We start from the raw sequence: 15,259 nt of genomic DNA on the forward strand, positions 1-15,259 counted from the left end.
TACTATGAGCATTTCAATAGCTTTGATGAGCCAAATGGCCTTTGCAGCAAACGCAGGTTTAACCACTGAACACATCGAAGGGCCTGTGTATGCAATCATTGGTGAGACGGGTAATCGTAGTGCTGAGAACCTAGGTAATAATGCTAACTTTGGTTTTATTGTGGGCGATACTGGGGTGCTTTTAATCGACAGCGGTGCAGGCACCCATGCGGCAAAAGCAATAGAAGCTAAAATATTAGAAATCACACCATTACCTATTACTGTAGTCATTAACACAGGTGGGCAAGATCACCGTTGGTTAGGCAATGCCTATTTTGCCAAACAAGGCGCGCGTATTATTGCAAGTAACGCAGCCGTTGCAGATCAAAATGCACGAGCTGGTGATCAAATTCAAGGTCTGATAGCCACCACGGGTCAACACCCAATGAATAATCTGGATATCCTCACAGCGCCAGAAACCTTTGATCAAACCTATGAGCTAAACCATGCAGGCCTAGATATTACTATTCATCACCAAGGCGCAGCACATACGCCAGGGGATAGTTGGGTATTTATTCGCGCTTTGAAAATTCTGTTTACTGGCGACATTGCTTATGGTGATCGTATGCTAGGGGTGATTGAAGTGTCTGATAGCCGGTCTTGGGTAGATGTCTTTGAGGCCATGGCGCAATTACCAGCGCAAAAAGTAATCCCAGGCCATGGTTTGGTGAGTACATTAGCTAAACTGAGTGAGCAAACATACAACTATCTGGTGCATTTAAGGCAAGGAGTAGGTGAGTTTTTGGATAATGGCGGTGACTTGGCTGACATTCGAAAGGTTGATCAGTCAGCCTTTGATGACCTACTCAACTATGCAGGCATCGCTCCAGGTAATGCTTTGCGTGTTTATGAACAAATGGAATGGGAATAGCATTACAGCTGCTAGAGTGTTAAAAAACTAGCTTGGGAAGCTGTTGCCCATAGCCTGTGTTGCGCTCAAACGCGGCAGCTATTTGTAGCACTAGCAAGTCTTCTCCTGGGCGGCCAGTGATCATGACACCGTGTGGCATGCCATCTTCAGTGAAACCACAAGGCACAACAATTGACGGTAAGCCTAGCAGGGGTGCAAGGTAGAAAGCGGACCAATCGCACAAGTCGTGCCCAACCGTATCTGTGGCCCCATAGGCGAAGCAGTTGTGTGCAGGGGTGATGATAACGGCATGGTCTTGCATGTATACCTGAGTGTTAACCCGCAGTATTTCTCTAGCTCTAAACATATTAAAAATTTGTTTCGCACTCATGCTCATATAGTGATCAATATTGGTTTGAATACTAGGTTTTACTGGCTTGCCCTGTAAACAGTCGTTCAGTACTTGGGTGGGTAGTCCTTTGACATAGCTGTAGGCGTTAAAATCACTGTAGAGCTGTCTATATTCGCTGCCTAGGTTCAGCTCTATGCTGGAAAGAGTTAATCCGCAGCCCTCGAATAAACTGCTATGTGCTTCAAACTGGGTGCTTATTTCTGGCTCCATATTACGCTGAGCAAAATCTGCCGACCAAGCTGCTTTTACCCCCAATGGCAGCCTATCTAATGCTGTTACAGTAATCTCCTGGCCCGCAGGGTAAGGCGTTGCTGAACGTAAGTCAGGCCCATCACAGGCTTGCATAAATAAAGCCGTGTCTTTAACACAGCGAGTAAAAGCGCCAGCTGTGCTAGTGTTGCCATCAGCTAGAGAGCCAGGAGGCCCTGGTATACGGCCGGAGCTTGGGCGAAAACCCACACAATTACTCCATGCTGCAGGTGAGCGCAAAGAGCCGCCAATATCACTGCCATCAGCCATGCATACCATGCCACTCATAAGGCTGGCCACACCGCCACCACCGCTGCCGCTGGTGGTTTTTTCAAGATTCCACGGGTTACGGGTGAGGCCAAAAATAGTGTTATTAGTAATACCCCCAGATGCACAATCTGGCGTGTTACTTTTACCCAATATAATGGCTCCAGCTGCTTTTTCTCGGGCCACAACTAAGTCATCTTGTGTAGGGATATGTTTGGCAAAATGCTCATTGCCTAGGGTTGTGCGCAGGCCGCGGGTAGCAAAAACATCCTTCACAGCTATAGGCAGGCCGTGCAACGGCCCCACTGCTTTTCCATGTTGAGCTAATTGTTGATCTGCCTCAATGGCTTGTTGGCGTGCGGACTCTAAATTTAGAGTGACTAACGCATTGATTGAGGGGTTGTGTTTTTGGGTTTGGGAAATGAAAGTCTCCAGTAGCTCACGCGCACTGATATCTTTGGCCAATAGTTTGCTTTGCAATTGGTGGGCTGGCATAAAACAAAGATCGGGCATGTGGTGTCTCTTGAGTATCTTTAAATGAAGTATTAGCTTATTTTGATTAGTTAAAAGACCCAATCGCAAAGTCGGATAATAGCTCAACCCCCGTTTTGGTGATACGCACTTGTTGCTCCAGCTTTACCCCTTCTTTTTCACCAATACCACCAGTGTAAGACTCCACACACACCACCATATTTTCATGAAAATGGCCGTCGTAGCCTACTTTTTCATAATCTTGAGGATGGTAAATGCACGGGTATTCATCGGCCAAACCCACGCCATGCACTGAGCATGAGTATCGATTGGGAGCAAAACGGGCAGGTAATTTCCACGACTGAGCAACAAAGTCTCTAAAAGCCAGCCCGTCTTTTAGAAGGCCCATGTTATAGCTGATGTGTTCCATAGCAATGTCGTAAATTTCGGTTTGCTTGCTGGTGGGTTTTTCATGCCCTGCAATCCATGCTCGAGAAATATCGGCACAATAGCCATAAGGGCCAATAAGATCTGTGTCAAAAGAAACAATGTCTCCTTTTTGAATAATGGCGTCTGAGCTTTCTCGCATCCACGGGTTAGTGCGTTCACCTGAGGTTAAAATACGCGTTTCGATCCACTCACCGCCATTACGAATGTTCTCAAAGTGCAGATGAGCCCACAGTTCATTTTCGCTAATGCCAGGTTCACAGTGATCCCACATGCGCTCCATGCCTTTTTGGCAAACGGCGATGGTCCATTGCATCATTTGTAATTCTTCGGCAGATTTAATGCCTCTAGCATGTTCCATATATTTCATACCATAGAGTGTCTCTATACCATGATGGTGTAATTGAGCCATACCTAGTTGTTCGCAAATATCCACCGCTAAGCGTTTATTACCACCGCCATATTGTTTCATTAAGGAGGCAATGTCAGCTCCCCAGCGGATGGCCTGTTCAGGTGCGCGCTCGCCTGCAGCAAAATAAGCCCAAGCAATGGCTGGGCGAATTTCATCCACAGTGAGTTCGCCATTGGGTAAGCGCTTTTCATCGTGCAAATGAGCGCAGTTGAGGTAGTCAAATAAGAGCGCGGGGCCATCGGCAAAAATTAATGCGTAGCGTGATGGGTTGTGCATGGTCCACAGCTGCATGTTGGAGGTGTCGGTGGCGTAGCGAATGTTACAAGGGTCATATAGCAAAATTGCTGCAATGTCGTTGTCTTTGAGTATCTTACGAGTGCGCTCAAGGCGATACTGGCGCGCTTTGCGCACGGTCGCTTCAGCAATGGGATTGGTTAGAGCAAGGTCGGCCGCATCTTTGTTGAGGTAGCGTATTTTGTCATCAATCATGGGTGTAATTCCTGTTTACTAAGCTTCTTTAGGAGGAGTTATCAAACGTTTAGTAGCGCGTAATTTTTTGCACAAATACAAGACAAGTTAATCCTAATACACGTTGCATCACAATCTATTTATGGTCAAAATAGTTCTTTTTAGTGTAATGATTAACACTTCAAGTGTTTTACTTTGGTAACCCTATGAAAAATACTCGATTACTTATTTTATTAGGCAATCAGTTATTCCCTTTGCAAGACATTCGTGTAGCTAATGCTGGCGCTATTTTTATGGCTGAAGATCTTGGGCTATGCACTTATGAGCGTCACCACAAGTTAAAGATACTGATGTTTTTGGCATCGATGCGAGAAAAGCGAGATGAGCTTTTAGACGATGATTTCAGTGTTGATTATGTGGGTATAGAGCAACCAGAATTTGACATACCTTACGAGCAAAAACTATTAACATGCATAGCCACGCGCAATGTCACGTCCCTAGTGGTGTTTGAAATTGAAGATAAAGCCTTTGAACTGAGGCTCAAGACTTTTGCTGCTCAAAATAATATGCCCCTTGAAATATTGCCGTCGCCGATGTTTTTATTAACACGGGACGAGTTTTTAGAGCTTAACCAATCCTTTAAAGTGTTGCGCATGGGTAATTTTTATAAGGGTGTTCGCAAAAAGTTAGGCTTGTTAATGGATGAACATCAAAAGCCATTAGGAGGTCAGTGGTCTTTTGATGAAGATAATCGAAAAAAAATCCCCAAAGGTCTCGCTTTACCAGAGCTTTATACACCCTCTAAATCGACTTATATTGAGCTACTAAAACCGATAATAAAAGCGAAGTTTGCACATCATCCAGGTGAATTAGAAGATGTTTGGATGCCTCTTACGCGTAGCGATGCACTTAAAAACATTGATTACTTTTTAGCAATTAAGTTTGAAAATTTTGGTATCTATGAAGATGCCATATTGCAAAATGACACCTTTATGTTCCATAGTGCGTTAAGCCCTTCATTAAACTTAGGTTTGATTACACCCCGCGATATCATTGATAAGGTGCTTAGCTATACCGAAAAAAACCAGGTTCCACTCAATTCTGTGGAAGGGTTTTTGAGACAAATTATTGGCTGGCGTGAGTTTATCAGGGGGGTCTATCAAAACCATAGTGAAACTCAGATACAAAGCAATTTCTTTAACTTTTCTAATTCGCTTAACAGCAGCTGGTACTCAGGTGATACCGGAATCCCTCCCCTTGATGATGCCATCAACTTTTCTAACCAATTTGGATACACGCATCACATTAACCGGCTCATGGTGATATCTAATTTGATGACCTTGTGTGAGGTGCATCCTCAAAACGTATACCGTTGGTTTATGGAGATGTATGTCGATTCATCTGAGTGGGTCATGACGCCTAATGTGTTTGGTATGGGTACCTTTGCAGATGGAGGCATTTTTGCCACCAAACCCTATATTTGTGGTTCTAACTACATCTTAAAGATGAGCGATTATAAAAAAGGGGATTGGTGTCATACAGTAGATGGCCTCTATTGGCGTTTTGTAAGCCGCAACATGGGTATGCTTAAAAATAACCCACGTTTATCCTTTATGCGTAGCACCCTAGAAAGAATGAGTGAAGAGCGTAAAACGCTCATTTTTAACTGTGCTGAAGAGTTTATCGAAAAGCACTGTAAATCATAAAGCTAATTCTTGTTGTCTTAATCTCTTACTCCAATGTCTTAGTTTAATTTCTTTGTGCCTAGGTTATGATGTGTCTCTAATTTTTTGACAGACTGAGTATGATCTTATGAGCTACGCCGCTTCGTATAAACAGGCCCTTACCAATCCAGCAGCTTTTTGGCTGCAGCAGGCGCAACGTCTGTCTTGGTTTAACACGCCAACTCAAGCAGTGGATACTAGCGAATTGGCTACTGGACGATGGTTTGGTGATGGTGTGATGAACACAAGCTACATGGCACTGGATCATCATGTTAATAATGGCCGTGGTGACCAAGTTGCTATACATTATGATTCTCCAGTGACGGGTAGTAAGTCTAGCCTCACCTATAGCCAGCTATTGGCGCAAGTAGCTCTTTTTGGTGGTGTCTTAACCCAGCAAGGGGTGGCTAAGGGTGATCGCGTAGTGATTTATATGCCTATGGTGATGGAAGCGGCCATTGCCATGCTTGCTTGTGCACGTATAGGTGCGGTGCACTCGGTGGTGTTTGGTGGCTTTGCAGCAGCTGAGCTAGCTGTGCGTATAGATGATGCAAAACCTACTGCTATCATTAGTGCATCTTGCGGTATTGAAGTGGCTAAAATCATTGCTTATAAGCCTCTGCTTGATGAGGCCCTCGAGATAGCAACGCATCAAGTGAGTAGTGTCATAATATTACAAAGGCCACAGTTGCAGGCTACATTACAAGCAGGCAGAGATCATGATTGGTTAGAGCTGATGGCAAAAGCTGAGCCTGTGGAAGCTGTGCCAGTGAAGGCCACAGACCCTTTATATATTCTTTATACCTCAGGCACTACAGGCAAACCTAAGGGTGTGGTGCGTGATAATGGGGGTCATGCTGTGGCACTGAACTACAGTATGAAAGCCATTTATAACATGCGGGCTGGCGATGTATTTTGGGCTGCCTCTGATGTGGGCTGGGTGGTAGGGCACTCTTATATTGTTTATGGCCCTCTTTTTGCAGGATGTACCTCTATTTTGTATGAGGGAAAACCTGTAATGACTCCTGATGCAGGAGCTTTTTGGCGCATGATAGAAGAGTATAAAGTCAAAGCTGTTTTTTCTGCTCCTACTGCTTTTCGTGCTATTAAAAAAGAAGACCCTACAGGGCAGCTGCTTAAAAAATATGACATTAGCAGCTTAGAAACTGTATTTATGGCGGGTGAGCGCCTAGATCCACCTACCTATGATTGGGCCCTAGAGACCATTGGCAGGCCTGTGGTAGATCATTGGTGGCAAACAGAAACGGGCTGGTCTATTTGTGCTAACCCGGTTGGATTAGATAACTTACCAGCCAAACCTGGCTCTTCTGCAGTGGTGATAGCAGGTTATGATTTACGCATTTTATCTGATGAATACGAAGAGCTTGGTAATAATCAAAAAGGTAACATCGTACTTAAATTACCTTTGCCACCAGGCTGTTTGGTAGGTATTTGGGGTGATGAAAACCGTCTTAAAGATTCATATCTAACAGAGTTTCCAGGCTTTTTTAGCTCTGGTGATGGGGGTTATCGTGATGAGGATGGGTATGTGTTTATTATGGGCCGCACGGATGACGTGATTAACATTGCTGGTCATCGATTATCGACTGGAGAAATGGAAGAGGTAGTCGGCGCCCATACCATGGTGGCTGAATGTGCTGTAGTAGGTGTGCAAGATGAGCTAAAGGGTCAGTTGCCCATGGCTTTGGTATTGCTTAAAGACGGAGCGCAAATTGATGAGGTGCAGCTAGGCAAAGATATTGCAGCTATGCTCCGTAAAACCATAGGCCCTATCGCGGTGTTAAAGAGTGCACACATAGTGTCGCGGTTACCCAAAACCCGCTCAGGTAAAATTTTGCGTAAAATTATTCGTAATATTGCTAATGGTGAAGACTATGTAGTGCCTTCTACCATTGATGATCCTGCAAGTTTGGATGAGATTAGTGCGCTAGTGCGAAACTAATGACGATTGGCGTGGTTATCCACCAGTGTTTGCAGTAGAGCTTTGAAGTGGGCAAAGGGATATGTTTTCATATCAGCTACTTTGCCTACATCATCCACTAAGCGCACTTGTATAATATCTTCTAAGTAAGGGTTTAGTTCAAAGCTTGCCACTTCATCAGTGTTCATGGGCCCACCTTGTAGTTGCAATGAATGCACTGAAGCTGCACTAAGTTGTGAAAAATAGGCTGACCTTGTAGCACAAAGGTAGCGTTTTGCAGCTACGTGATAACGCACACACTGGGTAACTATTTCTGGAAACCATGGTGCAAGCACTTTGCTCCCATAACTTTCATGCTTTAGATCGTGTGTGTCTTCCATAGAAAAAGTGCCAAAATCATTGGTGAAATGGCCAATGTCATGTAAAAGGGCTGCTGCGATGACTTCATCTGAGCAACCTTGGTGCTGAGCCAGTGAGGCTGCTTGCAACATGTGCTGTGCCATAGTGACAGGTTCACCTAGGTATTCTTGAGCGCCACTATGTTCAAAGATATGGGATAAGTAATCAACGATAGTGTCAGATGTAATTGTTTTAAATTCACTTTCCATTGTCCGCTCCTAATCATTTAAGGTGTTTTTATACATTTTATTAAGCACGGCTAGGCGCGAGAGTAAGCCGTCCATATCGGCATAACAGCCCTGTAGCCAGCGTGTGCCAGATCCTGAAAACGCCTTACGTGCATGTAATACACGGGTGTTATCTATTACAAAACAATCACCTGGGTTAAGCCTAAAGCCTACTTCTAACAAAGGGTCGTTAATAATCTCACCCAAGCGCCTGTAAGCATCGTAGTAGTGCGCCATATGCTCAAACGGAATGTCGGTAAAGGGCGCAGCTGATCGATTATTAAAACGTATGCCTTGTAGCTGACCATCTGGGGTTAGCTCAATCATTGGGCGTTTAGATTGCAAACATACATATTCTTCGCCAGCATATTCAAAACGTGCGCAGTAACGGCTGAGTAAATCAAACCCGTGGGGGTCTTCTTTTTGTAATTGGGTGGCCGCCATAAACCCGTCTACTAAAACATTGTCACCCCCTGGTGCTGAGCTTTCTAAGCAGTAGAGTACTTGAATAGTAGGCACTGGGTCACGATAAGGGTTGTCTGTATGGGCTTGTAAGGCCAAGCCTGTAAAGGCAAGGTTGGTGGGCTTTTCCTCTACTTGTACTTCAAATATTTTTCCATAGTTGGTTTCGCGTAGATGACCAAATAAATCCACTACTTGGGTTAGTGCCATGGCTTTTACTGGGCCATTATTAAGCTTGGCAAAGCCAAAACGGGCAATGCTGCCAAGCCATGCGTGTAGTGCTTGAGTGGAGGTAGAAACCCTATCAAAATCTTCTTCAGGTAGATTCCCCATCAAACTACTATTCCATAAGGCTTGCGTGGGCTTGTGCCAGCCTTTACCTTGTATGCACGGCTTGTCATAGGCATGGTTCAGCAGCCAGTCTAAGGGATAATCTATGCGTTTATTTTCTGGCATGAAGGTAATTTTTAGTGAGTGAGGATGCAGCTGCACATGGCTTACATAAGTGCTTTTATGTATATCTTGCAAAGCGATTAGGCGTTGTCCGTTGCCCTTGCTTCTAGTGTCTTTGTCTAAGGCATTATCTCTTAACCATATCGCATGAAAACGGGAAGTGTGGCCTATAATAGTGAGACTAATAAAGTCGCCCTTGGGGGCAATAGTGACAGTATTCATACACGACCTATATTTATATTTATTGAAATTCAGATTCACTTGAGTGAAGTTTAAAACCTACAGCTTAGCCAATGATTAAGTGTAGCTCCCATATCAAAATAAGTGGCTCGTAATTGGGTATGTTTTTCAAATATGGGTGCTGTAACACACACGGGGAGTTCACTTTCCTCTCCTGAAGAGGCCCACTGTGCAGCGGCTTTACCAAATAGGGTGCCAGGCCCAATACCTCGACCACTGTAGCCATAAAGACGAATGCCTTGGGTGCCAATTTTGGTTATTTTTGGCAGATAGTCTGATGTCATGGCAATTTGTCCATCCCACATGTAGTCAAAATCAACATTTTTAATGTGTGGGAATAAAGCATTGAGCTTTCGGTAAGCCCAATTAATCTGTGTGTTTTTTCCGCGATTATCTAATGAACCCAAGCCTCCAATAATTAGCCTTGCGTTGTTATCCATTCTAAACGATGACATCACTTGATTAGTGTCCCAACAGCCTTCACCGTTTGGTAAAATTAGTGCTCTTTGTGTTTGTGTTAAAGGTTGGGTGGCAAACTGAATGTAATGCGCTTTAGTGAACGTTTGATGAGACACGTCAGTGGAGTCATAAGCGTTAGTAGCATGAATCAGCTTATCTGCGCTAATGCAGCCATAGGCAGTATTAACTACCCAGCTGCGCCCATTATGTTGGCAAGTCAGGGCAGGGCAATGGGCGTGGATGATGGCCGAAGCGTTGGTGGCTGCCTTTGCTAAGCCTAATGCATAGTTTAATGGTTGTATTGTGCCCGCCCTATGGTCTAACAGGGAACCTAAGAATTTTGTTGAGCCGGTGCGCTGGCGAGTCTCTAAAGAACTTAATAACTCTACGGGTGCATTGCGCGCTATTTGTTGGGTAAGGCGGGCTTTGAGCTGCTTTAATCCAGCCTTATCTGATGCGCAATGCAGTGTGCCGTTACGCAGCCCATCACAGTTGATTTGATGTTTTTTAATGAGCGAGAATACAAGCTCTGGCGCTTTTGCGAGGGCTTTGTTTAGAATAGTTCCTGCGGCCTTACCTAAGGTTTTTTCCACGTCATCAGGAGGCGTCCATAAACCTGCATTTACTAAACCAACATTTCGACCTGAACCGCCATAGCCTATTGTCTTAGCTTCTAATACTCGCACGCTCATGCCTTGTTGTGCTGCATGAAGCGCAGCACTTAGGCCACTGTAGCCGGCGCCTATGACCACAAGATCGCAGTGTTCATGGCTGCTAAGTGGTTTATCTACAATGCTTTCCCTAGTGTCTGTTTGCCAGAGGCTGTGATGAGCTATTTTCATGGTAATCAAAACTCTCTTTGATAAAGGTTTATAGCCTTAACATTATCTTGATTATCTTATCGAATGTTTTACCGTAAGGTGGGTACATTAAAGACAAAGATGGGTAACGCGCCTGTTTAAAAATGGGCCTAAGTTTACTCATAGTCAAAAACCCTTCTACACCATGATATTGCCCCATGCCACTTTCACCAACCCCCCCAAAGGGCATATCGTGCTGACCGACATGAAGTGCGGTGTCGTTCATGCACACACCACCAGATCTGGTTTTTCTAATCACTTTTTCTTGTGTCTTTTTGTCATCACTAAATAAATATAAAGCTAATGGCCTATCTCTGTGATGGATATACTCTAATACTTGGTCTATGTGGTGATAGGTCATAATAGGCAGTATGGGGCCAAAGATTTCTTCTTGCATCACGCGCATGGTGTCTTTGACACCAGTGAGTAGGGTGGGGGGGAACTTTCGTGTAATGTCATTTGCGATGCTGTTTGGCACTAAAGTTGTGGCGATGGCGCCTTGTCCAAGAGCTTCAGCAAGAGTTCCTTTAAGCCGTAAGTAAGCTGTGTCATCAATGATGGAGGTATAGTCTTTGTTTTCTATATTTGGATAACGCTCAGCCACAATAGCTTTTGCTGCAGTGATAAATTCATCTACTTTACCTTCAGGAACAAAAACATAATCTGGGGCTACACAGGTTTGTCCAGCGTTTAAAAACTTTGCAAATAACAATCGTTTTGCTGCTTTAGCAATTGAATAGTCTGGTGCAATAATGGTGGGAGATTTTCCACCTAACTCTAAGGTCACAGGGGTTAAGTTGTCTGCTGCGGCGCGCATGACTTGGCGGCCTGTATTGCTAGAGCCTGTAAAAATCAAATGGTCAAAAGGCAAAGATGAAAAATCTGAGCCTTTTGCACCTTGCACAATAGTGAGCATTTCCTGGGGGAATTTTTCGGCAAATAAAGTGCGTAGTAAATGACTTAGGCCGCTAGAATTTGCAGCCATTTTTATCATGCAACGATTACCTGCTGCAAGGGCACTAATCAATGGGCTGATGCATAAAAACAATGGATAGTTCCAAGGTACTACGATGCCCACCACACCTAAAGGTTGCGGAATCACTGTATTACTAGATCCCAAAAGCCAAATAGACACTGAACGTTTTTGTGGGCGCATCCATTTCTTTAAACGCTTACGTACATACCGAATACCATCAAGACACAAAAACAGTTCGGCCAGTTGGGTTTCTTGATGGGCCCGATGGCCAAAGTCATTTGAAATCGCCTGTGCAATAGCCTGTTGATTATTTTTTAGAATATCAAACAAAGTATCCAAGTTACTTAAGCGTTGCTCTAAGCTTGGAATGCCTTGGGTATAGTAGGCTTGGGTTTGTGCATCTAGAACATTGTGTAATTCTTGTGCTGTCACAGGTGCTGGATAATGAGGCTTTTTCATAAATCAATGATCTGACGTGAAGATATTTAAATACTTACTGAATCATAAAGCTAAGGCTGCATTGCATGCAATGGTTTGTAAAAACTATCGACTAGTATTCATGGCGGGTATAACCCACATAATTGCGCTTAGGAGCTGACTATGTGAACTAAGAGCTGAGTTGAACACTATAACGGGTTACAATAGGTTATCTATTTTGGCCAAATAAGGACCCTACCATGACCATCATTGCCCAAGACGACTTAATTGATAGCGTAGCAGACGCTTTACAGTTTATTTCTTACTACCATCCATTAGATTTTATACACGCAGTTCATGAAGCGTATCTGCGAGAAGAGTCTCAAGCAGCTAAAGATGCGATGGCACAGATATTAATTAACTCGCGTATGTGTGCCCAAGGTAAGCGCCCTTTGTGTCAGGACACGGGTATTGTGACAGTGTTTGTGGAAGTAGGCATGGACGTGCAGTGGGATGCGCAGCTTAGCTTAGAAGACATGGTAAACGAAGGAGTAAGGCGCGCCTACCTACACCCAGATAACAAACTACGTGCATCTATTTTAGCTGACCCTGCAGGCACTAGAACTAACACTAAAGACAATACCCCAGCTGTGATACACACCTCTATTGTTAAAGGAGATCGGGTCGATATTCAGGTAGCTGCCAAAGGTGGTGGCTCTGAAAATAAAAGCAAAATGGCCATGCTGAATCCATCAGACAGTATCGTGGACTGGGTGTTAAAGACTGTGCCAACAATGGGGGCTGGCTGGTGTCCTCCTGGTATGCTGGGCATAGGCATAGGTGGTACTGCAGAAAAAGCGGCACTGATGGCAAAAAAGTCATTAATGGATCCTGTAGATATTCAGCAACTCCAAGCTCGTGGTGCTAGTAATACTGCTGAAAAACTACGTTTAGAATTGTTTGATGCAGTGAATGATCTAGGTATTGGTGCCCAGGGTTTGGGTGGCTTAACCACTGTGTTGGATATCAAGGTGATGGATTATCCTACCCACGCAGCCTCTTTACCTGTGTGTATGATTCCAAATTGTGCGGCTACACGCCATGCTCATTTCGTATTGGATGGCAGTGGCCCTAGCCTGCAAACTCCCCCCAGTTTGTCGGACTACCCTGACATAGCATGGGATGCCGGTGCTGGTGCCCGCAAAGTTAACTTAGACACGATCACACCCGCTGACGTGTTAACTTGGCAGCCAGGTGAAACCTTGTTGCTTTCAGGCAAAATGTTGACAGGTAGAGATGCGGCGCATAAAAAAATGATAGACATGATGGATAATGGTGAACCATTACCTGTTGATCTAAAAGGGCGATTTATTTATTACGTGGGGCCAGTAGACCCAGTAAGAGATGAGGCCGTTGGTCCTGCAGGGCCAACCACAGCTACCCGCATGGATAAATTCACAGGAGCTATGTTAGAAAAAACAGGCTTGTTAGGCATGATTGGTAAAGCCGAACGTGGTCAGCTGGCCATTGATGCGATTAAGGCGCATAAAGCGGTGTACTTAATGGCGGTAGGCGGCGCTGCTTATTTAGTATCAAAGGCTATTAAAAGCGCTGAAGTTGTGGCTTTTGCAGAACTAGGTATGGAAGCAATCTATGAGTTTGACGTGCAAGATATGCCAGTAACAGTGGCCGTTGATTCAGGAGGTACTTCGGTACATAAAACTGGGCCTGCACAATGGTACGATATTATTCAGGCCCGTCAGATCAGTTGATATAACATCATATAAATTGTGTAACCCGCGCTTAGCGGGTACTAAAACCTTGGGTGTGAAGGTAAGGAAGCATATGGGGTCTAGCTTCTTTCACCACAGTTTTAATGATATGTTCGCTAAAGCTGAGGCTTAGTTTCCCTTGGCTACGCTGCTGATAATATTCACTTATTTGCTGATCGTAGTCATTTAGGTGAATCAAATTGTCGTTTGAGTAATGTTCTTGATGAAGTACCATCGACAGAGGTAGGCGCGGTTTTTGTCCAGGATTTTGATCAGGATACCCTAGGCAAAGGCCAAATATTGGGAATACCTGTTCAGGTAATTTTAATAGCTTAGTCACAGCTGCTGGTTGGTTACGCAAACCACCAATAAAAACCCCACCTAAACCTAGGCTTTGGGCTGCGAGCAACACATTTTGTGCAAATAGCGCGGTATCTACACTGGCAATAAGCGTTTGCTCTGTAAAACCAGTAGGCATCTGATGTTGCAGGTGCAGGCATATTTGTTGATTACGCTGCAGATCTGCACAAAAGACTAAAAAAACAGCGGCGCTTTCTACGTAAGACTGGCCGCCTGCGGCAATGGCTAAGGCAGTGCGGCTTTTTTTGGAGTTGACTTGAATCACACTAGTCACCTGTACAAAGCTTGAGCTGGCAGCAGCTTGGCCTGCTTTTATGCATGTATTAATGATCTCTTGAGAGACAGTTTGGTCTGTGAATTTACGAATGGATTGATGGTCCATCATATGGTCTATGAAGTTTTTTTGAAGCATGATTTATATTAGTCTTGTACTAGCATAGTTGATGTTAGCATAGGAGAAGTTAGGGTAGAATAGGTTTATTATTCAGTTTATGGTTGTTTTTAGTTATGTCTTTGTTGGCCCCCAATTTATCTATTGCTCCATATTTAGCTAAGCAGTATGGCCTAGAGCAGGCTGTGATGTTAGCTGTGGTGTCTGAATTGGTAGGTGCATGGAACGGACAAGTGGTGATCGAAGAGCAACGCCTGTATGGCAGAGCTATATGTTTCACACGTCAGCATCAAGGCCAGCTTTTATCTGAGCTTTCGTCATTGGGTCTATTGCAAGTTGCTCCAGCTGGTGAGGGCAGAGTGCGGATTGAATTGCACCTTCTAAAAGATCAGCCATTACCTTTGTATTCTAATACCCAAGACGGTAACTACGACCATAACCAAAGCAATGGCTCACCTGAAGTTGAGATAATACCTTTAGTGGAGTCTCCAAAGCCTTCTATGGGTGGCTTTGGAGGTTGGCGCAGAGATGTAGGTGAAGGCGATGAATTAAGCCGATTGTTTGCCGCCAAAGAGGCTCAACACCAGCACTTGTGCCATATGGATTTAGAATGGAAAATTTCTGCTAATATTATTAAAGTTTTAGCGCAGCAGCACCAAATAAGCGAAGCTTTTGCACTTGGCATTAAAGATGAGTTTGTGGTGTATTATATGGACAAAGGCCGCCGCGAAACTCCAGGTGGCTGGGACCAAAAGTTTTTAAAATGGGTCAAAAAAGAACAGGTTCACCAGCAAACAGCTCAAGCCCGTGCCCAAAGACAAACCCAACAACAGACTAATTCATCCAATGAAGAAGCTAGATACGCTGCTAAGCAGCGCCGACGTAACATCACAGCAAACGTCCTGGACATCAATAATACCGACTGGTAAAACTGTTGTTGCAGCACATGCGCCTATTGACCA

12 protein-coding genes are annotated in these 15,259 nt (G+C 44.3%); 5 read left to right on the plus strand and 7 right to left on the minus strand.

Translation table 11 applies throughout. From position 1 onward, the window contains the following. The first annotated feature begins 4 nt into the window (after positions 1 to 4). The gene (locus ABXT42_RS03095) at positions 5 to 910 is read left to right on the plus strand and encodes an MBL fold metallo-hydrolase (RefSeq protein ID WP_443628909.1); all 906 of its coding nucleotides are present in this window, start codon (positions 5 to 7) and stop codon (positions 908 to 910) included. A gap of 19 nt (positions 911 to 929) precedes the next feature. Here ABXT42_RS03095 and ABXT42_RS03100 read toward each other — a convergent pair whose 3' ends face one another. Together ABXT42_RS03100 and ABXT42_RS03105 are read right to left on the minus strand one after the other, a co-directional pair. Then, entirely contained in the window at positions 930 to 2,330 is a 1,401-nt protein-coding gene (locus tag ABXT42_RS03100; RefSeq protein WP_443628910.1) for an amidase, read from the minus strand. A gap of 46 nt (positions 2,331 to 2,376) precedes the next feature. After that, entirely contained in the window at positions 2,377 to 3,636 is a 1,260-nt protein-coding gene (locus tag ABXT42_RS03105) for a M24 family metallopeptidase (RefSeq protein WP_443628911.1), read from the minus strand. A gap of 185 nt (positions 3,637 to 3,821) precedes the next feature. Between ABXT42_RS03105 and ABXT42_RS03110 the strand changes: the two genes are divergently transcribed. Further along, positions 3,822 to 5,321 carry a cryptochrome/photolyase family protein gene (locus ABXT42_RS03110; RefSeq protein WP_443628912.1) on the plus strand — a complete coding sequence of 500 codons (1,500 nt, stop codon included), beginning with the start codon at positions 3,822 to 3,824 and terminating at the stop codon, positions 5,319 to 5,321. A gap of 106 nt (positions 5,322 to 5,427) precedes the next feature. Further along, on the plus strand, positions 5,428 to 7,302 hold the full coding sequence (locus tag ABXT42_RS03115) for a propionyl-CoA synthetase (RefSeq protein ID WP_443628913.1): 1,875 nt from the start codon (positions 5,428 to 5,430) through the stop codon (positions 7,300 to 7,302). Here ABXT42_RS03115 and ABXT42_RS03120 read toward each other — a convergent pair. From ABXT42_RS03120 to ABXT42_RS03135, 4 genes are read right to left on the minus strand one after another with little or no spacing between them, the layout of a single operon-like run. Then, complete coding sequence (locus ABXT42_RS03120; RefSeq protein WP_443628914.1) at positions 7,299 to 7,889, minus strand: HD domain-containing protein; 591 nt, start codon at positions 7,887 to 7,889, stop codon at positions 7,299 to 7,301. The genes ABXT42_RS03115 and ABXT42_RS03120 overlap by 4 nt on opposite strands. A 9-nt stretch (positions 7,890 to 7,898) precedes the next feature. Next, positions 7,899 to 9,044, minus strand: coding sequence for a 2-trimethylaminoethylphosphonate dioxygenase (tmpA, locus tag ABXT42_RS03125; protein ID WP_443628915.1), 1,146 nt, complete (start codon positions 9,042 to 9,044; stop codon positions 7,899 to 7,901). Between the two features lie 50 nt (positions 9,045 to 9,094). Beyond that, positions 9,095 to 10,363 (minus strand): NAD(P)/FAD-dependent oxidoreductase, encoded by a 1,269-nt coding sequence (locus ABXT42_RS03130; protein ID WP_443628916.1) that lies wholly within the window; start codon positions 10,361 to 10,363, stop codon positions 9,095 to 9,097. A 28-nt stretch (positions 10,364 to 10,391) separates the two neighbouring features. After that, on the minus strand, positions 10,392 to 11,816 hold the full coding sequence (locus ABXT42_RS03135) for a coniferyl aldehyde dehydrogenase (RefSeq protein ID WP_443628917.1): 1,425 nt from the start codon (positions 11,814 to 11,816) through the stop codon (positions 10,392 to 10,394). A 218-nt stretch (positions 11,817 to 12,034) separates the two neighbouring features. Between ABXT42_RS03135 and ABXT42_RS03140 the strand changes: the two genes are divergently transcribed. Continuing rightward, positions 12,035 to 13,546: a fumarate hydratase gene (locus ABXT42_RS03140; RefSeq protein WP_443628918.1), complete on the plus strand. Its 1,512-nt coding sequence runs from the start codon at positions 12,035 to 12,037 to the stop codon at positions 13,544 to 13,546. 31 nt (positions 13,547 to 13,577) lie between these two features. On the opposite strand, the gene nfsA is transcribed toward ABXT42_RS03140, so the two are convergent. After that, on the minus strand, positions 13,578 to 14,318 hold the full coding sequence (nfsA, locus tag ABXT42_RS03145; protein WP_443628919.1) for an oxygen-insensitive NADPH nitroreductase: 741 nt from the start codon (positions 14,316 to 14,318) through the stop codon (positions 13,578 to 13,580). Positions 14,319 to 14,413: 95 nt separating this feature from the next. On the opposite strand from nfsA, the gene ABXT42_RS03150 reads away from it, so the two are divergent. Continuing rightward, positions 14,414 to 15,226: a DnaT-like ssDNA-binding domain-containing protein gene (locus ABXT42_RS03150; protein WP_443628920.1), complete on the plus strand. Its 813-nt coding sequence runs from the start codon at positions 14,414 to 14,416 to the stop codon at positions 15,224 to 15,226. Positions 15,227 to 15,259: the final 33 nt, after the last annotated feature.

The sequence above is a fragment of the Candidatus Njordibacter sp. Uisw_002 genome (genome assembly GCF_047730155.1).
In the GTDB taxonomy this organism is placed as follows: domain Bacteria; phylum Pseudomonadota; class Gammaproteobacteria; order Pseudomonadales; family Balneatricaceae; genus Njordibacter.